Below are 22,046 nucleotides of genomic sequence, written 5' to 3' on the forward strand. Positions count from 1 at the left end.
AACGTGCTTCACAAATCACCTATCCCAAGCTTTTCCAGTTTCTGCCTTTTGATCTCATTCTTGCGCGCCATTTCCAACCCTATCAACTTCTCATTGTGGTCAATCACAGCTCGATTTTTAGCATCATGCTCTTCAATCTTTTTGTCTAAATTCTGATTGATGCGTACACCAAGCAGAAAGATCAAAAACAATATCGCGCAAGCGAATGCAGTAATCAAAGCGGGACCAACGCTGAAGACCTCCCACACCTTCAAAACACCTAGAAAAATTACGAATATAAAAAGGCCATATTGCTTTGGTTTTGTTTTCTCACTCATGCTTCACCTTCTGTTGTTGTAGAGTTTTTACGTTCCTCTTCTGAGAACTGCTTGCGAATTTCTTCCTTTCTTTTTCTATTCTCAACATCATAGCTTTTAGCCCATGCGTTATTCTTCACCACTTTATCAAATGCGTTACCTAGCATTGGTATGCCTGCGTGAAGGGCATTTTGCAATTGTGGGTGCATGATGAATGCTTGCATTCTAGAAACAGAATCATCGTGGATTGCATCTTCATTCGATATAGTTTTCATCACTCTATTGAATGAGTCGATTCCGTGCTTATAAATCATGAACAATGTGTAGATTGCGTAAACCACAACCATGAGAATCGAAAGAATATCTCCAATGAATGTTCCGTCGCTCATGCCCAGGATTCCCCAAATCACAGCTCTAGCGTCTAGATTATTAGCCATGAAATTCATAACCAGCATGAACAACATCAGGATCATCATGAACGAAATAAGGTAGACGAATTTCCAGCCCATGATTTTGATGAACTTACTGTCGCCGCTTATAGTTGAATAGCTGAGAAGAACCGGAACTTCTATAAATTTGAAGAAAATCACGAAATAGACGAATTTAATCAACTGCCCCAAAATCATGAAAAACATGAGCATTGGCATTATGTATTTGCAAAAGAAACCCAAAGCAGCAAAGACATATCCAAGTGGTAAATATGCCGACATTATAATATCCATCGACTTAACGACTATCTGAAGGGTTTTACCACTTAACGTTCCTAAGAACTTCGCAAGCTTACCTGTGAATTTACTTGTGTTAATTCCTGCAGACGAAGACGAATCACTATTACCAATTAACTCCATCAACCCATCAAGCGCACCATCTGCAGCACCTGTAAGTGACTTGATTATTATAATGTTCACACCGAAATCAAACATTTCAGAGCCAAGCTTGTACATTCCCGCAGCCAAACCAATATGGTAGTTATTCTCGCAGCTTTGAGGATTTGAAGCACATTGAGCACGACCTTTAGGAATAGACAAGCTAGGATCGAAACCGGCCATCTCCTTAATTGACGTAAAATCTAAACCAATCATCTCAAAAATCAGTTTATATAAATCGATCTTACTAAGAAAACTGTCGTTTTCCGTCAACGTCGAAGGCGTGATGTTCATGATCGGAGAAAGGTAAAGACCTTTGTAATCGACTGGTGCGAAAGGTGTCAGGTTACAAGCACCACCTGCGCCATTAGGCTTAATATCAGTAATCCCACACAATATCTTTTTGTTTACATAATCATAATTCTTCACATCAGCATTATCCCAATACACGAAGAAAGAATTCTTTAGTATCTGAGAACTTAGATTTTTATTGCTCTCGAATTGCGTAATGGCCTGTGAAGACAAAGCAGCACCTAATATCCCCCTTTGAACATTTGAAAGCACTTCATAGGTGAGAATATCCAAGCCTTCTTTATTTTCCTGTAGGGCCTTCTTCACGCCGATGTAAAAAAGATCATAGGCCCGATTAAATGCCGTCAAATAGGCTAATTGTTTTGCTTTGAATTTTTTTGCATCAGATTCGTTTGGGCTACCAAGAATTTCTATTTTCAATGATGAAGCATTGAGGGTCGCGCACTGCATATCAAAATCTATGCCTTGCATACGATTTAAATCACGCCCTTTCGTGTCATTTGGCAATTCATTGAATACTGCAATCGCACGTCTAGAAGCCTCATGCTCAAACCAATGTGTAGTGCAGTACTCATCAAGCTTCGCCCGGACAATAGTGTTTTTAAACGCATTGAGGATATTTCTAAACGAAGCACCATTTTTATCAAAATCATGCCCCATATATCCAGACAAAATATTGGCTGCAAACTTAGCTTTTATGACTTCGGCATCTGCTGATTTACTAACACCTATTTCATCTATCTTAAGAATGTCCATCAACTCTTTGGTTTTAGAATACGCATCATCTACTATAGATTGCTCTTCTGTCTCAAATTTTCCATCAACAACATTCATTGATGAGGTTTGAAAATAATCATCATTGATTTGAGCGTTGTATTTTTTACCAAGCTTGAAAGCGTTATTAAGATATGTCGAAGAACCTCCCAACATCTCTGTACTAGCCTTTGCCCCTTTTTCGAACATCGACTTCATCGTGCCGTCATTAAGACTTTGACCAGTAAGAGTTTCAACATCACCACCATTAGATCCAATAACGAATTTACCTACGCTCGCTGGGTATCCTTTCAATGCCCTATCGCTCATAGAGTAATCAGCAGTCTTTCTCATTGGATAGTTGTGGACTTCATTTACCAAGTTAACGATATTTTTTATATTTGTAGTAACATCAACATTGACACTATCTATCCAAGAGTTTTCTTCTTTGGAAATTTCCAATCCGCTTTCAGCGATTATTTTAAGCATCCCTTCTTTCGTATAGCCTGCTTCTCCAAGAGCAATACGATTATTTGCGAAAAGAGCATCTATTGTTCTTGTGTCTTCAGTTGCAATATCGTTAATACGTTCGACGTTTGCAGAAAAAACCATTTTTTCTTCGGGTCTGATTACGTTGTAATCATCGACCTTTGAAAGCTTGCCCAAACTGTCTGCAAGCAATTCTTTGTTGGAAAACATAATTGATATTGTGGCAAACAGCAGTGCAAACATGCTAAATGTCCAGGGCGAGACTATTAACATGACTATGGAGACGATACGTGTAGTGTTATTCTTCAACGATGCTTGAATGCTTTGGCTTTGATACCAGTCAACCAAAAACCTATACACAATATAACCAGTTAAAGCGCCAACAATGATTATTATCATGTTCCACATATAAGACGTAAACGCATCAAGCACTGGGTTTGGTGTGGAAAAATGATCTTCACTCATACCGCCGCTTTTAAGAATCGGCTTAATGGTAGATAAGGCGGTAGAGTTCCCACCTTCAAGAGAATAAATAACGCTTAAGGCTTGGTCTTCATTACAGCTGAATAACCCAGGTGTGATTTGTGAGGCAAGCCCTTTAGATTGAGGGGTTGCCGTTTTCATCACTTCACAAAGGTTTGAATATTCGAAAGCATGTGAGTGGGAGCCAATCAGCATGAGGAAAAGCATTGCCAGAATTTTGAATTGACGCATTAGGTTTTGGGTTTGTTTTCTTAATTATACCATTTCGAACTTTTTAATTAGCTGTTAGCTGTATTCTTTGTTTTTTTCAGCCATAAAAAAAGGCCGCACATGCAGCCCATTGTTTCCATCGCCTCATCACTTATCAGTGATGCTTACAATCTGCCTGTAGGCTACTGACTGGACACTATTGAGCTGGGCAGACCACAAGCACACACCAACGCCTAGAACGATCAAGCTGACCCATGCAGGCAATCCTGCGAACCCGACAGCAGCGACAAGCAGTGACGGGGCAAGGAAGCACACAGCAGCATCCTTGATGACCAATTTCCTTTCGTTGATATACTCACCAGGTGAAAGAATATCTCCCACTAGGATCTCGCCAGCTTGCTTAAGAGCGCCCTTGAATCCGCTTATGTACGAAGCATCCTTTATAGCGCATTTCGTTCTGAGAGCAGTCAAGGAGAACACACCAAGCAAGCTCATCAGGAACGTCATCGTGAAAATGTAAAAAAGGAAGCTTGGGTTCAATGGCTCTTTAATGAAAAAAGAGATATTGGACTTGATAACGAATCCTCCAAGAAACGCTATAGGCAGGATGCGAACAAGGTTCATACCCACACCCTCAAGGAGATTCCTTTTTACGTGCAATAGATTTTTGATTTCAGAATCTGTTGGTTGATTTTTCATTTGTAGTAAAGTTTGTTTATGTTCCAATTATACCATTCCCTAAAATCAAAACCGCCATTAAAGCCGATTTAATTAATTATGGAGAAAACACAAAGCTTTAGATTCCAAAATAACACGAAACCATGCCAACAAGCGCGACTAAAAAAAATACGGGCAGCATCATCGTGTGTCTAACGAACGGTTTTAGCTTTGAAAAAAAAGGTACATACAGTATGGCAAAAGACAAAATTACAATAGCAGATGCTGGATATATCAAATCTTGAGAAGCAATCATCAAACAATGCGCAATATGATGAATGGACCCGACGAAAACGTTAACTATTATCGCAATGAATTCTTTAGGCTTATCTAAAAATAAAATCATTGCAGCTAATATTATTAAAATAGAAATAGGCCAAAACTTAAACCTTTTGCTTTTGGATATTCTCATGATGAGTAAAGTTTGTTTGTGCTCTAATTATACCATTCCCTAAAAGCAAAACCGCCAGCTATGGCGGCTTTATAAATATTTAATTTATTACAAAATTAATTCAGAATTAATCGGGCACTCACTTGAGGAAAAAGTAAGAAGCATAGCCTATTAGAAGGATGCCTATAGAAATGTAAACTAATGTCGGTCTGAGCTTGGAAGGAATGTTATCGACAACAGACGTTGAGTACAAAATGTTTAGCAAAACCCAGTACAAAATCGAACCTGACAACCACATGACTGTATTAATTACAAATCCATTTTTTACTATCTCACTTCCAACGTAAAACCCAACAGCTCCGTATCCAAGATCAGTAGCAATATTTGACAGATAAATAATTGCATTTATAAACCGGTCTCGACCTTTGCCTTGATACAGAACGCGAAAAATCGAAGCGATGACTACAAGCACTGCGCCTGTTACAACGCCAAATTTTACGTTCACTCCGGTGATATTTTCTTTGACGATTTCTTCATTCCCTAGGTGTAAGAAAAAGATCGCAATCACCATTGTCAAAAAGAACGGATAGATCGAAACTTTTAATCCACTAAACAGAGTTTTTTTTGCTTGGCATTCACAGGTTGATGCGTTCATTAACGGTCCTTGTTATCACGTAAATTGAGCCAGGCAGTTTACCCAATGTGATGGCAGACAGACAGCATTACTCTTCGCCCAGGAACAGTGCAAACCACACATCCCACCAGCCGTTCCAAGGACGTGCCAGCGTCACACAGTCCTGCCTATCAAATGGATCTGACGGAAAGCTCTTATCGCTTCTGGATGACGTACACGAACCATCCAGACACAGCCGATCCAGCTACGGCCAACACATCAGCTTGACGAGCCGATTCCGGCTGCGCAGCGGTCGGATGCCTCACTCACTCCCCTACTCCCTTCGGATGACCACGACAGCGTGAACTCCACCAAGAGCTATGCACCATTGGGTAAGTATTGGATATTCAATAGAGCTATTTTTAAGCAGGATTTGAAGCAGGCAAGGTCAGGTTGGTAATGGACAAGTCCATTTCAACAATCTATCGCGCTCCGCTTGTTTGGATACCGCATTTTATAAAGCTTTCAGTGAATCAGTGTTATCGAAAAGCAGGTTTGAATCATTAAAAAAGTGAAAGCACCAAAATGGTATCTAATAGATAATTGAGCGCTACCCAAATGCTATAATCTGAGAACAACAACCTGATAACACGATGATATACAAACACCTAAAAACCTATTACCGCTTTCTCAAGATAGCTAGAAAAATTAAGCAGGGAGAAATTTACAAAATTCTCCTAGACCATAGAAACTCTGTAGAAGACAGCATGCGTTTATGCTTAAAGGAAATCGAGCGTACTCAACCCACAAAATTCAGGAAAGCTCTGTTCAAATCAGTGCGAAACAAGGCAGAAGATTACACTCCACAGGCAATGAATTTAGCGAGATTGAACACCTCAAAAATAGAAATCGACAACGCTATTTATGAGTACAAACAGATCTATCTTTCGAGCAAGGTTAAGCAAAGGGCATTGACCTACGGGAACGACTTTTCAGATTTTCTAAAACTGAATTTCAGCTTTACAACAATCATGCTTGTTCTCGCATACACCGCGCATCAGAACTTAGACGAACTGATCATTTTCACCATAGCCAGCGCCGTCGCCATATACCTTTTCCAAATGAAATCCAATCGAACAATTTGCGAAATAAAAAATGCTATAATAGGTACAAACAAACAACATTAAAAATGAATATTTCCGAAAAGATTATAGACCTAAAAGCAAAGATTAAAACTAAGCAGGCTGCTTTTGACAGGCTAGCTGCTGAGATAAAAAAATTCGAAGATCAAGAAAATACTATTCGATCTAAACGAGACAAGGCCAACGAAATATTAAACAAGGTATCGGCCAGCGACAGCGCGAAATCTACCGCAAGAAAAACCTATAATGACTTAACAAAATCTATTAAAAAGAATGAAGCGTCAAAAAAGTCAAAGGTCGATGCCAGAAGTAAAATATCCTCAGAAATTTCCGAGTTGGAATATTCAATATTAGTAATTGAGGCTTTAGATTTTGTAGAAGAAATGAAGAACCTTACTAACATCCGAGACACCGCCAAACTAAAAGAAGCTTTCAAAACAAAACTTCAACCTCAAAATAATAATTACCCTCATCAGCAGTGAGGGTTGATTTATGAAAACGTATCTTAGATTTAGGTGTTCTGAACGGTTCAAAGCCGACTTGCAAAACCTTGTGTTTGCCTGCGGCTACACCCGGCTTCCAGAGGTGGTGAATGAGATTGAGGTTGTCGCCAAGTATCGTAAAGGCGTGAGCCTTTTCCTAACCAATCTTCATAGGGATAAAGACATCTACATTCCTCTGAAAGATCAGAAAAGCCTTGCCGGACTGAAGGACACGTTCAACAGAAATCAGAGCAACATCCAGCAGCTTTTCAACCTATGTGAAGGCCAGCAGTACACATCCAAGCAAGGCAAGACGGTCAAGCTCCCCAACGTGCTTACGATGCTTCTGAAGCATCACGTCAAGGTGAACCAGCTCAGTGAAAAATTCACGTATGTCCACGTCGAATACGTGGAACAAACCACTGGTACGGAGGCCGTGGCCAGGCGCAAATTCTTACGCAGCGCCCAGCTTTATACGGAGAGCGAAACGCGCCTATCTGCGCTGTTGGAGGACGAACCATACTGGTTTTTCAAGAAGGACGATGATCCGTTTACGCAGATCGTGAGGGCAATCGAAGAAGCCAAGATATACAAGATTGGGGTTAGCTCCAAGCATCCGTTCTTCGTTGAAAGAAAGCGCATTTACGACCTTCTGAATCGACGTGTCAGAGATGTGAACGAGCTGGTGAAAATCGGAAAGGACTACAAAGAATTGTTAGTTCGCACAATGCTTGAAGCGTCAAAGGCGTTGGAGCTTTTACACATGAAATATAGGAATAATAAAACGATAAGAATACGAGAAGAATAATGATAATTGCAGCACCATTAAAACAAAAATTTGCCAGCATTACATCAAACGCAAAAATAGAATACGTTGAATCCTCTGACCCTGAAATCAGGGGTAAGGTCAGGATCAAAGGAGCTGTTGCATACCTGTACCTTCCAAAAATCAATGACTATGGATTAGACACTCACGTAGGTGTCCAATACGCAGAAACGAATCTGGACGTACAGTTAGACTCACCGTACAAAATGAAGAAGCTTGGACTCTTCAAGAACGACTTTGATGAAAAGAAATACACGTTAAAATTCGCATCTACTTGCGCACATGAATTTATGCAGCATTCTAACCAAGGTAAAAAATCTTCGTCCAAAGCGTCTGATGCATTCTCGTTTATTGTTTCTTGTACAGACAACGAGCTTGCTAGCTTAAAGACTGACGAAGAAAAAGCAAAATTCCTTATCAATTCCGCCAAAGAAACTTTACTTGAGCTGTCTAATTCCAAAACGGATATTGCATTCAAATACATGATTGTTCCTCACCTTAAAGACGGGAATCCACACGTACACGTCCTAATGTCTACTCGTAGACTGGATGGGTATAGACCTAGCTTTTTCCGTGGCAAAAAACACAGCGGTATAATCAAGAAAATGAGAGACGTAAAATTCCGCCTCGAAGAGAAGTATCCATTCCTTTTACAGATGGAGCATGAAGACCGAGCTAAAACTATTGATGTATCAACAAATCCAAATACAGGAGAAGTCTTTGGAAAAGACGTTGAGCTAGTAAATAGAATTGAGTCAATCACCTCAAAATTCATTGGGCAGAACTTCTCTTATCCACAATTCACACTCGCGCTACGAGAAAGTGGTTTTGAGGTTGTGGATGATTACCTTAATGGAAAACAGCACATCAAGATCAAACACAAAGATTATAGCGATGACTTCCTTTCTATAGACACCCTCCCCCATCAAACGAAGGGTGTGCTTGAGCTTTATTCAGCTTACAAATACAAAGCTAACCAAACTAAAACAGACGTGTCCCTAATCGTTTCTAAAGCCGTGGCGCTCATTAACGCTTCAGACATGAGCAATGGATTTGAAGAGCTGAACAAAAAACTGTACCAGGAGCTGGGCGCACGGCTGGTGCCAAACATCAGCAAAAATAAAAGTGGCGAACGTAAGGTTAGCGGTTGGTCGATCTACCTGGACGAATTCGACTTCAAAATCTCTGCCAAAAAATCCGGCGTCATCATTGATAACAAGCTGAAAATCGACATGGATGAGGTCGAATCAATCAACAGTCTTTACCAAATGGTCAAGAAACAGAACATCCAAAAGCAGGTCACAGAAGCCACGACTAACGGCTCTATCACCATCGCAGATGGCAGGAAGAAGAAGATCAAATTCAGGTTCATCGACAACACTGAAACCCTCCAGGACTTCATCACAAGGTTCAACGAAAACAGTAGATACGGCCCATCCATCACAAAACAGATGATCGTGGGGAACACCGTTGTGTCGAAATTTAACCAGAGAGACGTATGCACAATCGTCGGTAACGCTGTCGAGACATACCAGACCGACCTGAATTCGGCACTCATCACCATGTCAATCCACGTTGCCAGAGGACACACCAAAATCCGATGCACAGGGGAGCCGAACCCAAGGACGCAAGCAAACCTTTACCTTGCATCACGTATCTGCGGGACAACGCTTCTGGACTACACCCCATCCCCGGAGCTTGTCAGAGAAGCAGATTCAATGATGGACAAAGAGTACAAGAAGCTCGTGATAGCTAACCGTCAGAGGGTGAAGGACGCAGTAGCCATGAGAACCACAGACCCAACCGGCAAATCGAAGAAGGTGTTCATCCAGACGAACAACAGGATGGATAGAGAGGTTGATGCCCGTCCGAAGCTCTATGGCTTCCTATACGGTATCCATAAGGGAATACCCTTCCAGGACTTTACCTACGTCCAGCACCTGAACGATCTGCCAAGGGCAGTGAAAAAGCGGGTGATTGACGACCTGCGCAAAGATGAGCAGCTTTCGGCCAACGAGCTAGACAGCATCCTCATAAGAGCGGGGATAACACTGGAGGACGCACCACCGGCAAAACCACCAGTACATGTGCCGGCACTTGCTGCGCAAGATCAGAAGCCAGCCCTTGCAACGCATTCAGCTCCAGTGGTCACAGAGCAGGAAAAGCCGGATCAGCCAGGTTCTTTAGCATCTGGTAAGTTTAGAGACCCTATCCGATCACCTAGTAAACCGGGGAAGGCATGATGGACTCTTCACCCTTTCCAGCACTGCCAGGCTCTTTCGGTTTCTGTCATGATCATCGTCAATGGAGGCTCCCAAGGATCGAAGCAGTTGGGGAGCCTGACGTACCTAAAGGATTATCATGTTCCGCAAAGCTCACATCATTACCTTTCCAGCCCTTATCGCGACGGTTCTTTTACTGACCGGCTGCCCGCCATCACCTGAATTTACGCGGTGGAAACGCCCTTCTACCTCTGTTGAGGGTGTCAAAGCCGCAATGACAGAATGTGGCGACCCGGTAGGCACTTCGATAACGGATTTGCCAATCAACGAACAGGTGCTGCAATTCCAGTGTATGAAGCGTAATGGCTTCATTCGCAAAGACGGTTTTGAATACTGTGAAGTAATGAAAGACATGCCCGCCTGCGTCGAGGAAAGGCAGGGTCATCCTCTCAGCTTATCCCAGCTCGAGGCTTTGCCATTTGTGGAGGACGAAGCATTTCACCCTATCAAGCCGAATTCTGGCCGGGATGAACGCATGCAAGTCACCTGGCGCAAGGCGGGAGCATCACCGCATTTCTCAGTCCAGATAGCCAATGATAGTGAAGCCCTGCCAGTGATGTACGCATGCGGCTATGCCAAACCGCTAGGGTCAAATCTGGACGTTGCAAGTATCGGAGACACAGCCAAAGCGCAACGCTGCATGATTGATCACGGCTTTGAGCCGAAGCATAAATCAACGCTGGTTTGCCTTATCTATCCTCAAGTGTCGGGCTGTCCGTCAACGGCATTGCCACGTTGACCTCTTGGATAAGTAACTAGGAAAGCTTGCCGACTGCTTTGATCTTCCCAGATTGGGGTATGAGCTGATAATTGAATTTTGTACACGAACGCTCACTGATCGTCTCTAAAGGTTAATCGTCTCACGGTGATTTTTTCAGGATTGCCCAAGACCTGAAGAAGAACATTGTTTTTTGAATTGATAATTACTTCCCCGAAAATTCTTTCGAATTTCGTGTGACTGAACTGCATGCTTGGAAGATTTATGTCGGCGCATAGCCCTGCTAAATAATCTGGGAGCCTAACATGCTCCGCATAATCTTTTGCTCCATCCATGAAAGGATAGGCAAACAGAAACTTCGGTCTGTTAGGGTCTTTCACTGCACCTGAATTCAAACGAAACACGAGGAACATAATGAAGGCAATGTCGAATGCAACTTCGTCGTATTTTTCGAAGCTGGCATCGCGGTCAGTTACCCATCGGAGGTGAGCGGGCTCCTTCAACTGATTTAGAGTTAAGAAGAGGAACGCGGCGAAAGTAGACGTCAGTAGAACCTGTCTCGCGAGTTTGGCATTAAATTGCTTTCGCTTAACATCAAGTGCAAACACTCCAAGAGCCTTATCGATACGTTGCCAGTACTCTTTATCTGCTCCAGGTTCGGTAGACCATGACGCAATTAATTCGCGCAGCCCATGGCAAAATGTGTGGATATTGTCGTCGGTAATGAAATCTCTAAGCAGCTTCGAATTTCGATCAACGATGAACGAAACGCTAAACGCCATTGGACAATTGAGATATGAGATCAGACCTTCAGAAGCTTGACGAGTTTTCTTCAAATCCTTGGGTGCTACATTGGAAATATATTCTGAGAAATTTTTATCAGTATCGTGATGTAGCGTGATGACGAACGAGAAGCTGTCGTTTGCCTTATCAATATTGCCAACGCAATAGTCTGAGTAGACATTCCATGCTGCATCTGTCGGGTACTTTTCGAACCATGCCTGCATATCGTGAGTGAGCGATGGGCTATTTTCGGTGAGCAGCTTTAATAAGTCGAACATGAGCATCCCTGCCTACGATGTGTAAATGCCATCCTACCAGTAGAAAAAATAAAAAATATAGCTGATAACGGCGAAGTCCTTTTTTATCGCAACGCATATCCCAACCGCCAGAAACAGAAAAGCCCGGCGAACCGGGCTTTCTTGAACCGAACGCTGCTTATTTGGCTGTTTTCAGCTTGATCACGTCACCAGATACGGTGGTGGTGTAGCCGTTCAGAACCCAAGCCCAAAACCATTTTTCCTGCACTTGGGTATTGATCAGTGCATCGCCACCTTTTGCCTGAATAGCGGAACTCTGTGCGCGAACAAAACGGTCGTTTTGACGAATAGGGATCAGACCGAAGAGCATCAGGCCAGTGGCGCTCGCCTCACTATGGCCAACGACAGTATATTGGCTGCTGTCGTACTGCTGGGTTTTCATGGCGGTGCCAGTGCAACCCGCGAGAACCAAACCACATGCTGCAGAAACGATGATTTTGCTAAAAGACTTCACGTAAAAACTCCATGGTGTAGAGCCCGGATCCAATTATCGGGCGGCGACACTTTACCCGAAGGAGTACCACTTATGCATATCCTACAAGGCTTCCTACAGAAACGCGGCGAGGGTTGGCACCCGCAGGTCATTTTGCTACCGTCGCGCTACGCTCGCTGACATTGAGGGATGTGGTGAGAACAGAAGCCCCGGAGGTATGGCGAATTCGGGGCTTCGCTTTACTCAGCAATCAGGCCCACGGTCTCATGCAAGCCATCGATACATCGAATAGCCAGGATGCGGTCAGTAACACTGCCATCCATAGCGCGCAACGCGCCCGTTCTTCCTCACTAGCTTCGTAGCGTCAAACGCAATTGATCAGGGTGGATTCTTGAGATCGTCATTCTCCCTTGGTCATACTCACCAGGAACTGAAATCAACGGATAGCACCATGCCCCTCACGCTGCCCAAACAAGCATTGCGCGACGATCTTAAAGAAGCAGCAGCCACCCTCAAATGGGCTGGCGTTGATCTGGTCGCAGTAGCTGACCGTATGAAGGCAACTGGCGATGAGCAAGCAGCAAGCGAGCTGCTGGAGATAGCTCGCTCATTCCAAGAGGTTGAAGACAAGTTAGAAGGTGATCCAGAGAGGGTGAAAGCTGGCTTATAAAACACTGACCAGGAACACTTTAGGGCTTGGGTTTCTTGCGAGCCTTCCCTACCAACGCTACAAGTCTCTTCAGCTCATCAGCATCAGCGTTGTGGATAACTTCAAAGAGAAAAGCCCTCTGCTCAATCTCCCCATCCAGATCCGCAAAAAACTCTTTGACCGGCACGCCAAGAATTTCAGCAAATTTGTAGACAGCCTCCACGGTTGGAACGTACTCGCCCGTTTCAAATCGACTGATCGTCTTGGGGTCGAACCCTGACCGATTGGCTAGCTCCGCTTGTGTGATTCCCTTCCCTAGGCGGTATTTCTTAATCGCTTTTGCAAGCACCACAGTTTTTCAGCCTGTTCACATATTTCAAACAAGCACTTCACAGTAAAAATCCTTGTCTACAAACGCTCTGTGCCATCGGATTTTTTGCTAAGAATACGATGGCTGGCGTAGACTCCGCTTTAGGTATCAGACGGCCACCATGCCGTCTGTCAGGGGCGCTACGTTCGATATGGTTGAGGATTCAGGGAATGGCAGATCGCGATGAGAATGATAAATGGTTGTCGTATGACGGCCAGAAGCACGAAACCCATTTTCAGGCCAACGAGCGTGACAAAGCCCACGGCAAGGAAATGCGTGAGACCTTTCAGAAAGAAGTCAGCCTGAAAGGCAACCTTGTCCAGATTATCTACCTTGTCGTCTGCGTCCTTGTATTTGCGGGTGCGCAGGGCTTTGAGAGTGGCCTGGGGTACGTCCTTCTTCTCCCGATGATTTGGGGTTTGTACGCGCTCACCAAATTCGTCAACAAATTCACACAAGAACAAAGAGACCGAGTGTTCGGATGGACAATCTTCATCATTGCGGTGATTTCAATAACGATGCTGGTGCGAGGAATCGTTAAATGAAAATCACTGACCTAATGCTTTCAGCTTTGATTTTCTCTACTGCCACGCTTGTTCATGCTGCCCCTAGCTTTTCGAAGAATGAAAGCTATCGGGTGGAACAGGTGAGTGCAGACATACAAGGTTTCGGCAATCAGATTTTAGATCAGGCAGGAAAATCAAAGTATCTAAAATTCGATTTACAAGGAACTGAATATGCCTACATCATTGAACGTCTTGGTTCAAACGATGTGCAATACACGGGAAATGCTAAAGACCTAAATGGTGTCATTTTTATTAATGTGAGAGCTTTCAAAGACGGTTTTGAGCTTCCAAAACAGGTCAGTACTTTTACACCTAGCAAATATAATAATGCGATCCGCATTGTAAAAATGGACCGTAATGATGATCGCCCTTACGAGTTCGACCTTGGAATGGATGAAGACAAACGGTTGTTCTTAATCGACGGCCCTACGTCTACGACCCACTTAGAGCAGGTCGATACAATTAAGAAGTACGTTTCAAGAAAAGACAAAAAAAGTGCTTACGCTTTCTAAACCTTACGCTTTCTAAATGGAATTTCATACCATGATCAAAAAAATCAGCAGTTTTGCATTTACAGCTTTGCTAATTTCAACAGCTACACTTGTACAAGCTGACACAAGCTTTTCGAAAAACGATAGCTACAATGAAAACCAAGTCAGCGCGGATATTCAGGGCTTTGGTAACAAAGTCATCGATCAGGTAGGCAAGTCGAAATATGTAAAATTCGACCAGCAAGAAACCGAGTATGCTTACATGATCACTAGGTATGCAGAGGGAGACATCAAATACACTGGCAATCCTGCCGATATGAAAGGTGTACGGTTTATAAAAGTACAACTCTTCGTGGATGGTACACCGGGGCATACTCAAGTGAGTTCGTTTACACCCAGCAAATATAATAACGCTATCAAAATCGTAAAAATGGATCGTGACGATGATAGACCTTATGAATTCGATCTAGGAATGGATTCAGACAACAAGCTTTATATAATCAACAAAAATGGAAGCACAACACCGCTCCAACAGGTCAATGAAATCAAACGTGATATTCCGCTGACGGAAAAAAACAAAAAATTCATTTGGTAGAAATAGTAATAAGGCAGTAGTTATAACTACTGCCTTCAAAAACGCACTCCGATTTTTTATCCACCGATGATTTTCAACCTTATGATTTTCTTTTCATCGGGGGTTAAATTCATTGTAGACAGTTTACCTACTGCAAAAAGGTAAGCGTCCTTGGTAGACGGAAGGTTTTGAGCAAATTCATCTTCAAAATTGTGGAAATATAGATTAGCTAATCTGTCAGCTTCAACAACCAAGTCATATCTAGCCAATTCCTCCGCTAATCGTCTTCTTTTGGCTTCTTGATTGTGAAGCCTCACAGCCTTAACGTAGTCATTATCTTTCTTATCTTCTAGCTCAAGCGCAATCGTTTCATATGTATTCATTTTTAGTAAAGTTTGTTGTTAAGCGAATTATAGCATTTCACTTTAATCAAATTTACCATTAAGCAAAAATAACAAAACAGACTCAAAGGTCTGTATTAATAGGTTTCCAATTCTCCCTAAATTCTTTATGCTTTTTCCGCTCAAGCTGGATATTCAGATCCAGACTCAAACATTCGTCAACCTCATCATCTGTTTTTTTATGCGTGATCGGCTCTTCATCATCGTAGTAGTTAAATGGCTTCTTTTTTCCTATTTTCATTTAACAGCCTCCTTACTGATAAGCTCAAGACTTAAGTCATGGAGCGAAGAAACTGCTGACTCACTGAAAGTGATAAATATAGGCGCTCTGAAATTCATCACTTTGATTTTTGTTATCTTCTGCATTTTTTTAGTAAAGCTTAAAAACTTATCCCCCTTGATTCTGGCTTTCACCAGGATCGACAGTCTCTTTAGCTGATCGCCTTCGATCTCAAGACTAAAAGCATTTAACGCATTTACATCATCGACAGTTATTTCCTTTTTCATTTTTGGCTTGTTTGTTTGTATTTATTATAGCATTTTAAAAATGGTATAATTTGAGAAACAAACCTTCTAATACAATGAAAACAATAAAAAGATGGCTAATGATTCTTTTAGCAATCGTCGCCATTTCACTTACAACAATTCCCAATAGCTTTGCAGAGCCAATAACAGGCCAAACAGCATCAGATCGAACAAGCAGCTTTGTGGGAACAGATGACAATGACGATGACTATGACGCAGTGATGGATAATTCCAACGAGGACGAATATCAATATCTAATTTCAATAATTATCTGGCTAACTAAAACAATCAGCGTATTTGGAGGGCTAATATTTATAGTCATAGCCTTTAAAAATATGGTTCTTTACACTGAAGTAGGCGCACAGGGCAAACACGAAGTTAAGAACAAGATGATTTTCGGTTTGATCATTGGTGTTTTAATGCTCAACATCACTTCTACCGTGGATTCTGTCGTTAAAACCTTCAACTCAGAATCTAAAGGGGCTTGCTATATAACCAATGAAGATGCATTTGAAGATTGGAAAATCGGTAAAAATAAGGATATGTGTTGGAGTGTTGCAAGCAGTCAAATATCAGGACCAACCTTTGACAAGGTGAAATCAATGATTGATTCGCAACATTCAGGAGAGCTAGAAGGGAATCTTAAAAACATAATATCTGGTTTACAGATGGTGGGCTTTCTATTTTTCGTGAATGCTTTATTTGCCCTTCATAAAATTTCCACGGGTTCAGGACAACGTAGTTTCATAGGCGTTATGGGACAGCTCTGCGCTTCTACATTAATAGTCGATTTAGTTCACACCATCGTCATAGTACAAGGGACTATGACCAAGCTAGGGCTTCAGGTATAAAAATAGCCCCATACGGGGCCTTTATTATTTTTAAGCTTATCACTCACTTATGAATTGGTCGAACAGACGCCTTGAGATTTCATGTCTACATTCGTTGTAGACTCCCCGTTTGATAAAAGCCATTTTCAGCACATTCTCTAAATAATCGAATTCTGTTGCCGTAGGGTCAAAATCGTAACTGACTAATATTCGTGCAGTTTTAAAAGCATCACGCAAAAGCGCTTCTTCTTCTTTCTTGTACTCAAGAGCCCAGCGTTTGTAATCAGCCAGGGAACCGCCCTTCTCTTCCACAGGCGTAGCCGGTGGCATTGCTATAGCTACGTCTAAGCTTACTTCTTCCTCTACCTGGACGATGCCTAGAGGCTCATAGGACTCGCTCACACCCAAGGGCACAATCACATCAGGCACAACGACAGGCCATTCATCTTCCTCGATGCCTAACGTAGCCTCAACAGACGCTACTGAATGCGCAGCGGTGGATGCTGGTGCTGGTGCTGGTGCTGGTGCTGGTGCTGGTGCTGGTGCTGGTGCTGGTGCTGGTGCTGGAAGCTTGATTCCTACCAGCGATGCATTCAAGCCACGATTTTCAGTTATCGAGCTTAAAGCCTGAATCAGTGAGTCAGTTCTTTCCGCGACGTTCTCTTTGGACTTTTCCGTACCGAAAAGATCTGGTAAATCAATCTGCACAGTTGGTTCGTTAAAATTTAATTCATTCATATTGTACACAGTTGTTTTTGTCATTATAACAAATGCGCTTTGCCAAAATGGTATAATACGTTAAATAAATAATTTCCTTCACATGCCGAATTCAAACATTCACGTATTAAAGCCAGCCACGAGACTCACATTTCAAGACTTCACAGCAAACGGAAAGCCATCAATCAATCAGAATTTTATCCAAACTCTAGCGAAGCTGCACCAAGCAAACACAAGTGAGCTTATGATTTACACTTCGCAAAGAAAACGTTTCAGTACAAAGATACAGGTGCATTTCACTAGAGACTTATTACTAGAAAGACACATCTGCATTACAGCACCTGAAGCTATTCGCATAGAAAACGAACACTACTGCTGTTTTGAATTCGACATTAGCCATAGCGCTAAATCTGAAAATGAAGAATATTTAAAGCTACACCTTTGCCGTTTTTTCAAAGTAGTAGTGAATTACGACAACTGGGAATCCTTCACTAACGAAGACTACAGCAAAGCGTATAGGAAATTAATGCCGTACAGGAGCAGATCAGAAACGCCAATTAGAGTAAGCAAAACAGACCTCTTAGAAGGTTTACGCTCAATAACAAAAGACCTTGAAAACCCAGTAATCAAATACATCCCAAATGGAGAGGAAGCATTTGTAGAATTAATGCAAGATATGGAAACAAGAACACATAAGCTATTCGTCGCAATTGAAAACCCATTAGGAGAATTGCATTGCATGGTCGCAGTGGATGCGATCACTTGCCAGGTGTTTGCACACTACCCCAAATCAAATCTCAAAGACCTCGCATATTTCAGTAACGTCTTCCTAAAAGAATCCTCCTAAAAAAATGGTATAATCTATAAAAACAAACTTAACAATTATGCAAAATTCAAAACTATCTACAATCCAAGCTTATGCCAAATACTATAAAATTGAACGCTTCATAAAATTTGCAATACTTGCGTTTGCTATTTTGATAGCTTGCTCAATTTTCATGAGCCATTCCATGGGCAATTTTAGTTTCATAAATTGGTTAGAGGTTGTTTCTCAAAAAACAAATTTAACTCAAATTATTTGCGGCTCAATTGCTTACATCGCAGTACCAATTACCCTCTCCTACCTATTCATTTACAGAAGAAAAAACCGTCAGGCTTAACGCCTGATTTTTCTTTATTCTGTAAGGCGAGTTACATCACCTTAAAATGGTATAATTAGAGAAGAAAAACAAACAATGACATTATGTTTAAAGCTAGCCTCACAAAAGGGCGAGAGATACCTATCAACGACTTGAATGAATTGCTTTACAGCAAGACTTTTGACTTTGATCCGAAACCAAATACTCTCAATGAAATCATTACCGCTAAAAACTACACGGAGCTGAATAATCCTTTTATTCTTTACAAATACAACAAAGAAATTGAATTTTTACTTTTCTTTTCTAACTGCCCAACGCGAAATGACCTAATCAGTGCGCTTATCTTTGACGATTACTCGCAAAGATTGGCTAACAAACCTCTCGTTTTTCGTTTGAAGTGGTTCTATGAGAAAGACCTGAAAGGCTTCCTAAAGACTCTATACGCTTTTCCTACGGACGCTTTGAACGTCAGTGGCTATAGAGCTAATAGCCGTTGTACGGATCATAGATTCCGAATCAGACATGACTGGGCACAGATTCCAAACGAAGAGTCTTTAAATAACTTCACAACGAATGAAGAGAATTGGTTGGCATTCGACTCTTTTAAATTATGCCAATTCGATGAGTGGGCTGAAAACGCTAGACCAAACAGCATTAATGAATACATCGCTTTTTTGCTAAAGAAAAACTATGCACGATACTTTACACATTACGTGAATAAACCGGAATGGCTTAGATACCCAACAGACTATATGACGGAACACCCTACGCTTCATAAAGACTTGTTAATCAGTTATGAACCCTTTCTGAGAAAATACGGGCACCTTTTCGCTAAATACAATGAAACGTATCTGAATAAAAAAGCCAAGTCATACAGAGCCTTTTTAATGGCCACTAAAGCTCAACAAAGAATAATGAAAATACTTTCAATACCAACCAATATCATGAGGATATTATGACAGACGAATATGACGAAGACGCGATACACCAAATGATGCAAAACCTTGATTCAGGGATAAACGGGGATGATGAAAAAGATATACCCAATCCCAATGCTGACATCCTTGATCAAATTTTTAACTCTGACCCGCCACCGGAAGACAAATCGTATGCCGGGATTAAGAAGAAACTAGGCGCCCCGCTGGATAAATATTGCACTGCTTTTGACCAAATCATCACAAGCAATTTTCTTAAACAACCAATCGAAACATGTGCATCTCTAATGTTTGTCACGAGCATGATTAGAACTTACACAAAAATCAAACCCGGCTCACCCGAATGGAAAACGTGCAATGAAGAGGTCAGAGCTTTTGTAAAACACATGGACGACTACTATAGTATTTTTAAGTACACCCATTTCGAAAACGACAAGATCAACACTCACTTTGTAGAAAATCTATTCGAACTTGACAGGATTATTTTCAAAATGGGTTATTCAAAGGTCAAATGGGAATACAGACAGCCCATGGAAATCTTAACAATCTGCCTGAAATTTCCAACGAACAAATCAGTGCTAGCCGAGATATTTACAGATTTGCAGGGCGACCTTTAATCGCCTTTTATGTAGGTGCTTGTCGTATCAAATGTGTAAAGTTCATCGAATAGAACATCTGCATTCTTCTGTAGTTTCTTATCCAAAAAGCTTTTCAAGTCATCATCACCCAACATCAGGTGAGGTGCTTTCAAGGCTTCATGACGAGCTACAGCTAACGGTATGCGCTGATTGTCAGCGAAGTACTGCCCGAGGTTAGAAGCCAGCTTACGCGCAATCACAGCTTGAACTTGTCCCTCCACGGAATCACGCCCAGCTTCCAGGACCGAATCAGGCAGATCTAGGCACGCATTGTGGATTACGTCAGTGAAGAGCCTTACAAGACCCCCTTCTGGCGTTACAGCTTCATCAGCTACCAGGGAGAGAATGATCTGGCCTTCGTTCGTGGCTCCCACTGAGAACTCATGGTGTATGTCCCTTATGACGGAAAGAACAAGCTCTGCAGACTGGGTACGCACGTCCAGGACACAGAATCCCTTGCCCTTCATGAGAACAGAAGCCAAGCCGTTGGCCGTGGCTGTCAACTGTTCACCATCATGGGAAACAACAAGCGGCAAAGACCGGGCCGCACGAATCATGGTGCTGATCAATCGTTCTCGACATCTGTTGAGGAATTCAGGCTTCGCCACCAGCTCATCAGCAGCTTTGGAAGCCTCATTGCTTCTTGGCTTTTGAGCTTGGTTAGCCACGAAGAAGGAGAACAGCCCCTTAACGGAAATCATGGCTTGTACCCCCTTTTGACTGCCTCACGCACTGTGTGGTCGTCTTGCTCATTCTTTTCAAGCTTGTGCATTTCAGAAAGGTTTTTACCTCCTACGATTTTACTCAAATCAAGTGAAACTTCGTGCATGTTTCCGTCTTTTACCTTTTTACCAACGACATTCTTTGAATCATCTGTAATCGACATATCTACACTTGCTTTCTTTGCTTGTTCTTCAAAAGTAGAGAGATTGCCATTGCTGGCTAACACTACATTTCTAATAGCCTTTTCAATTCTTTGCTCTTCAGTCATTTTCAGCTCTTCGATATACCTCTCCCCTTTTTCTACCGTAGCTGTAAGAAAGGTTGCAGAAAACTTTTTATCAACAGTCGAACCTGTGACATGCTGACCATCATCGCTGAACGTAATTTCTAAATTATGTTCACTTGCGAGGACTGGTCTTTTGCTATCCAAGAAATCCAAATCACCACCGAAAACCTTCAGCATTCTTAACGTTCGTTGTTCTAATGCTTCTTGTGCAGTTATAGTTTTAACACCGCCAGTCAGGGGCGGGGCTTGCGAATTCACTGGCTTTGCGTTGTTAGTTGATTCCGCACCAACCTTGACGGGCTCGATTTTAGGCTTTAACTCATCCATAAGGTATCTGAAATCTTTATCAAGAATGACAATTCTCTTATGATCAATACCCGCAGCATGAAGCGTTTTATAACATGACACGAAATATTTTTTACGTTCTTCATTGCTTACTAAATCTGGATCTGTTGAAAGCTCAATGCTTTTTTTATTTCCCGTATAATTATGTCTTGCTTCAAAGTCAACAACCTCTTGAACCCAGGGACCATTGATATTTACATAAAACCTAACCCCACCTGTTCTATTGAGGTCAAATTGAGTTCTATTTCTTTCATCCGCTATCTTAATCTTTGAGTTAGAAAACTCCATTATAGACATATTGTACTTTTCTAGAATTACCTTCAACTCAGCTAGATAATCTTTTGCTTCAACCATTGAATTTTCAGGGCTTTTAGCCAGCTCTGACTCTGGTACTCGCTTAACATTTATACTAGCAATAACCTTGTCACGAAATGCACCGTCTGTATCAGTCAAATAATCATATTTAGTTTGACTATTGCTTCCCATGCCAAAGGTTTTAGATTCTTCTGCGAAAGCCTTCAATATATCATCGCTATACTGCTCTTGATTCTCCGGCATATCATTGATGACACTGGGCGTTGAATCTGCATCTTGAAAAGACTGAAGTACATCTACAGTATTCTCTGTGAATCCACCGTCTTTTTTTCCTCCAAATACCTCTTTGAGGTTATCTTTAATTTTATCTATAAACTTCATTTTAGATTTGTTTGTTAATGCTTTAATTATACCATTTCGCAGCCCCCA

At 41.9% G+C, this 22,046-nt stretch carries 26 protein-coding genes; 13 read left to right on the forward strand and 13 right to left on the reverse strand.

Annotation, left to right across the window (positions count from 1 at the left end):
- Positions 1-8: 8 nt before the first annotated feature.
- From A462_RS05520 to A462_RS05505, 4 genes are all read right to left on the reverse strand, one after another.
- A complete protein-coding gene (locus A462_RS05520) occupies positions 9-317 on the reverse strand; it encodes a hypothetical protein (RefSeq protein WP_008438340.1) in 309 nt (102 codons plus the stop codon).
- Positions 314-3,430, reverse strand: coding sequence for a membrane protein (locus tag A462_RS05515; RefSeq protein ID WP_032899763.1), 3,117 nt, complete (start codon positions 3,428-3,430; stop codon positions 314-316). Before A462_RS05515 ends, A462_RS05520 begins: the two co-directional genes overlap by 4 nt.
- Before the next feature lie 126 nt (positions 3,431-3,556).
- On the reverse strand, positions 3,557-4,135 hold the full coding sequence (locus A462_RS05510) for a hypothetical protein (protein ID WP_032899765.1): 579 nt from the start codon (positions 4,133-4,135) through the stop codon (positions 3,557-3,559).
- Positions 4,136-4,656: 521 nt separating this feature from the next.
- A complete protein-coding gene (locus A462_RS05505) occupies positions 4,657-5,172 on the reverse strand; it encodes a hypothetical protein (protein WP_008438346.1) in 516 nt (171 codons plus the stop codon).
- A gap of 611 nt (positions 5,173-5,783) precedes the next feature.
- On the opposite strand from A462_RS05505, the gene A462_RS05500 reads away from it, so the two are divergent.
- The 5 genes from A462_RS05500 to A462_RS0132735 all read left to right on the forward strand — a co-directional run bounded on the left by A462_RS05500 (position 5,784) and on the right by A462_RS0132735 (position 10,601).
- Entirely contained in the window at positions 5,784-6,317 is a 534-nt protein-coding gene (locus A462_RS05500) for a hypothetical protein (RefSeq protein ID WP_008438350.1), read from the forward strand.
- 2 nt (positions 6,318-6,319) lie between these two features.
- Positions 6,320-6,754 carry a hypothetical protein gene (locus A462_RS05495; RefSeq protein ID WP_008438352.1) on the forward strand — a complete coding sequence of 145 codons (435 nt, stop codon included), beginning with the start codon at positions 6,320-6,322 and terminating at the stop codon, positions 6,752-6,754.
- A gap of 10 nt (positions 6,755-6,764) precedes the next feature.
- Positions 6,765-7,562 (forward strand): hypothetical protein, encoded by a 798-nt coding sequence (locus tag A462_RS05490; RefSeq protein ID WP_008438354.1) that lies wholly within the window; start codon positions 6,765-6,767, stop codon positions 7,560-7,562.
- The gene (locus A462_RS05485) at positions 7,562-9,823 is read left to right on the forward strand and encodes a hypothetical protein (RefSeq protein WP_008438356.1); all 2,262 of its coding nucleotides are present in this window, start codon (positions 7,562-7,564) and stop codon (positions 9,821-9,823) included. Before A462_RS05490 ends, A462_RS05485 begins: the two co-directional genes overlap by 1 nt.
- Before the next feature lie 118 nt (positions 9,824-9,941).
- Positions 9,942-10,601: a hypothetical protein gene (locus tag A462_RS0132735; RefSeq protein ID WP_032899767.1), complete on the forward strand. Its 660-nt coding sequence runs from the start codon at positions 9,942-9,944 to the stop codon at positions 10,599-10,601.
- A gap of 92 nt (positions 10,602-10,693) precedes the next feature.
- Here the strand turns inward: A462_RS0132735 and A462_RS05480 are convergent, their stop codons facing one another.
- Complete coding sequence (locus A462_RS05480) at positions 10,694-11,641, reverse strand: hypothetical protein (protein WP_008438359.1); 948 nt, start codon at positions 11,639-11,641, stop codon at positions 10,694-10,696.
- Positions 11,642-11,798: 157 nt separating this feature from the next.
- Positions 11,799-12,134 carry a hypothetical protein gene (locus A462_RS0132740; RefSeq protein WP_032899769.1) on the reverse strand — a complete coding sequence of 112 codons (336 nt, stop codon included), beginning with the start codon at positions 12,132-12,134 and terminating at the stop codon, positions 11,799-11,801.
- 430 nt (positions 12,135-12,564) lie between these two features.
- Between A462_RS0132740 and A462_RS05475 the strand changes: the two genes are divergently transcribed.
- The gene (locus A462_RS05475) at positions 12,565-12,783 is read left to right on the forward strand and encodes a hypothetical protein (RefSeq protein ID WP_008438363.1); all 219 of its coding nucleotides are present in this window, start codon (positions 12,565-12,567) and stop codon (positions 12,781-12,783) included.
- 19 nt (positions 12,784-12,802) lie between these two features.
- Here A462_RS05475 and A462_RS05470 read toward each other — a convergent pair whose 3' ends face one another.
- The gene (locus A462_RS05470; protein WP_008438365.1) at positions 12,803-13,111 is read right to left on the reverse strand and encodes a helix-turn-helix domain-containing protein; all 309 of its coding nucleotides are present in this window, start codon (positions 13,109-13,111) and stop codon (positions 12,803-12,805) included.
- Positions 13,112-13,302: 191 nt separating this feature from the next.
- Between A462_RS05470 and A462_RS05465 the strand changes: the two genes are divergently transcribed.
- Genes A462_RS05465 through A462_RS05455 form a run of 3 tightly spaced genes read left to right on the forward strand, consistent with a single transcriptional unit; the run spans position 13,303 to position 14,784 of the window.
- Positions 13,303-13,677, forward strand: coding sequence for a hypothetical protein (locus A462_RS05465; protein WP_008438373.1), 375 nt, complete (start codon positions 13,303-13,305; stop codon positions 13,675-13,677).
- Positions 13,674-14,210 carry a hypothetical protein gene (locus A462_RS05460; RefSeq protein WP_008438374.1) on the forward strand — a complete coding sequence of 179 codons (537 nt, stop codon included), beginning with the start codon at positions 13,674-13,676 and terminating at the stop codon, positions 14,208-14,210. Before A462_RS05465 ends, A462_RS05460 begins: the two co-directional genes overlap by 4 nt.
- Positions 14,211-14,241: 31 nt before the next feature.
- Positions 14,242-14,784, forward strand: coding sequence for a hypothetical protein (locus tag A462_RS05455; protein ID WP_008438375.1), 543 nt, complete (start codon positions 14,242-14,244; stop codon positions 14,782-14,784).
- Between the two features lie 56 nt (positions 14,785-14,840).
- Here the strand turns inward: A462_RS05455 and A462_RS05450 are convergent, their stop codons facing one another.
- The 3 genes from A462_RS05450 to A462_RS05445 form a co-directional block, all read right to left on the reverse strand.
- A complete protein-coding gene (locus tag A462_RS05450; protein ID WP_008438376.1) occupies positions 14,841-15,146 on the reverse strand; it encodes a hypothetical protein in 306 nt (101 codons plus the stop codon).
- An 82-nt stretch (positions 15,147-15,228) separates the two neighbouring features.
- Positions 15,229-15,405 (reverse strand): hypothetical protein, encoded by a 177-nt coding sequence (locus tag A462_RS34415; RefSeq protein WP_157222872.1) that lies wholly within the window; start codon positions 15,403-15,405, stop codon positions 15,229-15,231.
- On the reverse strand, positions 15,402-15,671 hold the full coding sequence (locus A462_RS05445) for a hypothetical protein (RefSeq protein WP_008438377.1): 270 nt from the start codon (positions 15,669-15,671) through the stop codon (positions 15,402-15,404). The genes A462_RS34415 and A462_RS05445 overlap by 4 nt, the downstream gene beginning before the upstream one ends.
- 98 nt (positions 15,672-15,769) lie before the next feature.
- Here A462_RS05445 and A462_RS05440 point away from each other — a divergent pair, with 98 nt between their 5' ends.
- Complete coding sequence (locus tag A462_RS05440; RefSeq protein ID WP_008438378.1) at positions 15,770-16,540, forward strand: hypothetical protein; 771 nt, start codon at positions 15,770-15,772, stop codon at positions 16,538-16,540.
- Between the two features lie 39 nt (positions 16,541-16,579).
- On the opposite strand, the gene A462_RS34420 is transcribed toward A462_RS05440, so the two are convergent.
- A complete protein-coding gene (locus A462_RS34420) occupies positions 16,580-17,257 on the reverse strand; it encodes a hypothetical protein (RefSeq protein ID WP_157222873.1) in 678 nt (225 codons plus the stop codon).
- Between the two features lie 82 nt (positions 17,258-17,339).
- Here A462_RS34420 and A462_RS34425 point away from each other — a divergent pair, with 82 nt between their 5' ends.
- The 3 genes from A462_RS34425 to A462_RS05425 all read left to right on the forward strand — a co-directional run bounded on the left by A462_RS34425 (position 17,340) and on the right by A462_RS05425 (position 19,927).
- A complete protein-coding gene (locus A462_RS34425) occupies positions 17,340-18,083 on the forward strand; it encodes a hypothetical protein (RefSeq protein ID WP_157222874.1) in 744 nt (247 codons plus the stop codon).
- A gap of 396 nt (positions 18,084-18,479) precedes the next feature.
- Positions 18,480-19,334 (forward strand): hypothetical protein, encoded by an 855-nt coding sequence (locus tag A462_RS05430; RefSeq protein WP_008438380.1) that lies wholly within the window; start codon positions 18,480-18,482, stop codon positions 19,332-19,334.
- Positions 19,331-19,927 (forward strand): hypothetical protein, encoded by a 597-nt coding sequence (locus tag A462_RS05425; protein ID WP_008438381.1) that lies wholly within the window; start codon positions 19,331-19,333, stop codon positions 19,925-19,927. Before A462_RS05430 ends, A462_RS05425 begins: the two co-directional genes overlap by 4 nt.
- On the opposite strand, the gene A462_RS05420 is transcribed toward A462_RS05425, so the two are convergent.
- Both A462_RS05420 and A462_RS05415 read right to left on the reverse strand, forming a co-directional pair.
- On the reverse strand, positions 19,924-20,649 hold the full coding sequence (locus A462_RS05420) for a hypothetical protein (protein WP_008438382.1): 726 nt from the start codon (positions 20,647-20,649) through the stop codon (positions 19,924-19,926). The two genes, A462_RS05425 and A462_RS05420, sit on opposite strands and share 4 nt — an antisense overlap.
- A complete protein-coding gene (locus A462_RS05415; protein ID WP_008438383.1) occupies positions 20,646-21,998 on the reverse strand; it encodes a hypothetical protein in 1,353 nt (450 codons plus the stop codon). Before A462_RS05415 ends, A462_RS05420 begins: the two co-directional genes overlap by 4 nt.
- Between the last annotated feature and the right edge of the window lie 48 nt (positions 21,999-22,046).

Origin of the sequence: Pseudomonas sp. Ag1 (assembly GCF_000278565.1) — a bacterium.
GTDB lineage: Bacteria > Pseudomonadota > Gammaproteobacteria > Pseudomonadales > Pseudomonadaceae > Aquipseudomonas.

Coding starts and splice junctions, on each gene's coding strand:
- A462_RS05425 (WP_008438381.1), top strand. CDS start 19,331: ATGACAGACGAATATGACGAAGACGCGATACACCAAATGATGCAAAAC.
- A462_RS34425 (WP_157222874.1), top strand. CDS start 17,340: ATGCCGAATTCAAACATTCACGTATTAAAGCCAGCCACGAGACTCACA.
- A462_RS34415 (WP_157222872.1), bottom strand. CDS start 15,405: ATGAAAATAGGAAAAAAGAAGCCATTTAACTACTACGATGATGAAGAG.
- A462_RS05455 (WP_008438375.1), top strand. CDS start 14,242: ATGATCAAAAAAATCAGCAGTTTTGCATTTACAGCTTTGCTAATTTCA.
- A462_RS05490 (WP_008438354.1), top strand. CDS start 6,765: ATGAAAACGTATCTTAGATTTAGGTGTTCTGAACGGTTCAAAGCCGAC.
- A462_RS05495 (WP_008438352.1), top strand. CDS start 6,320: ATGAATATTTCCGAAAAGATTATAGACCTAAAAGCAAAGATTAAAACT.
- A462_RS05500 (WP_008438350.1), top strand. CDS start 5,784: ATGATATACAAACACCTAAAAACCTATTACCGCTTTCTCAAGATAGCT.
- A462_RS05475 (WP_008438363.1), top strand. CDS start 12,565: ATGCCCCTCACGCTGCCCAAACAAGCATTGCGCGACGATCTTAAAGAA.
- A462_RS05440 (WP_008438378.1), top strand. CDS start 15,770: ATGATTCTTTTAGCAATCGTCGCCATTTCACTTACAACAATTCCCAAT.
- A462_RS05415 (WP_008438383.1), bottom strand. CDS start 21,998: ATGAAGTTTATAGATAAAATTAAAGATAACCTCAAAGAGGTATTTGGA.
- A462_RS05420 (WP_008438382.1), bottom strand. CDS start 20,649: ATGATTTCCGTTAAGGGGCTGTTCTCCTTCTTCGTGGCTAACCAAGCT.
- A462_RS05430 (WP_008438380.1), top strand. CDS start 18,480: ATGTTTAAAGCTAGCCTCACAAAAGGGCGAGAGATACCTATCAACGAC.
- A462_RS05520 (WP_008438340.1), bottom strand. CDS start 317: ATGAGTGAGAAAACAAAACCAAAGCAATATGGCCTTTTTATATTCGTA.
- A462_RS05480 (WP_008438359.1), bottom strand. CDS start 11,641: ATGTTCGACTTATTAAAGCTGCTCACCGAAAATAGCCCATCGCTCACT.
- A462_RS05465 (WP_008438373.1), top strand. CDS start 13,303: ATGGCAGATCGCGATGAGAATGATAAATGGTTGTCGTATGACGGCCAG.
- A462_RS0132735 (WP_032899767.1), top strand. CDS start 9,942: ATGTTCCGCAAAGCTCACATCATTACCTTTCCAGCCCTTATCGCGACG.
- A462_RS34420 (WP_157222873.1), bottom strand. CDS start 17,257: ATGAATGAATTAAATTTTAACGAACCAACTGTGCAGATTGATTTACCA.
- A462_RS05445 (WP_008438377.1), bottom strand. CDS start 15,671: ATGAAAAAGGAAATAACTGTCGATGATGTAAATGCGTTAAATGCTTTT.
- A462_RS05460 (WP_008438374.1), top strand. CDS start 13,674: ATGAAAATCACTGACCTAATGCTTTCAGCTTTGATTTTCTCTACTGCC.
- A462_RS05485 (WP_008438356.1), top strand. CDS start 7,562: ATGATAATTGCAGCACCATTAAAACAAAAATTTGCCAGCATTACATCA.
- A462_RS05505 (WP_008438346.1), bottom strand. CDS start 5,172: ATGAACGCATCAACCTGTGAATGCCAAGCAAAAAAAACTCTGTTTAGT.
- A462_RS05515 (WP_032899763.1), bottom strand. CDS start 3,430: ATGCGTCAATTCAAAATTCTGGCAATGCTTTTCCTCATGCTGATTGGC.
- A462_RS05450 (WP_008438376.1), bottom strand. CDS start 15,146: ATGAATACATATGAAACGATTGCGCTTGAGCTAGAAGATAAGAAAGAT.